This is a genomic window from Streptomyces sp. B1866, from assembly GCF_031932565.1.
Classification (GTDB): domain Bacteria; phylum Actinomycetota; class Actinomycetes; order Streptomycetales; family Streptomycetaceae; genus Streptomyces.
Genome location: NZ_JAVSCF010000609.1, coordinates 1 through 470 on the forward strand (window position 1 = coordinate 1; position 470 = coordinate 470).

Annotated in this window: 1 pseudogene; it reads right to left on the reverse strand. The window is 82.6% G+C overall.

Annotated elements, in window-relative coordinates:
* Positions 1-470: pseudogene (locus RKE29_RS30910) on the reverse strand (hypothetical protein); the annotation flags it as partial.

Here is a 470-nt window from a genome sequence, read left to right on the forward strand (position 1 = left end):
GGCGTACGCGGCGGCCGGGCGGGCGGCCTGCGGCGCGGCCCCGGCGGCCGGGTCCTCGGCGGGCTGCCCCTGGGCGGCCCTGGCCTGTGCCTGCGCCTGCGCCTGCGCCGGATCAGCGGTCTGCGCGGTCTGCGCGGTCTGCGCGGTCTGCGCGGTCTGCGCGGTCTGCGCGGTCTGCGCGGTCTGCGCGGTCTGCGCGGTCTGCGCGGTCTGCGCGGTCTGCGCGGTCTGCGCGGTCTGCGCGGTCTGCGCGGTCTGCGCGGTCTGCGCGGTCTGCGCGGTCTGCGTCTCGGCGGCGGGCTCGGGGCGCGGCCGCTCGGCTCCCGGGTAGGACGCGCCCTCGTCGTACGCCGCGGGCTGGTAGACCGGCAGCGGCCAGGACAGCGGCAGCGGCGACGGCCCGCCCCCGGCGCCCCGGCCCGCCTGGCCGGGCGGCTGGAAGGCGCGCGCCGCGTGCGCGCCCCGGCCCT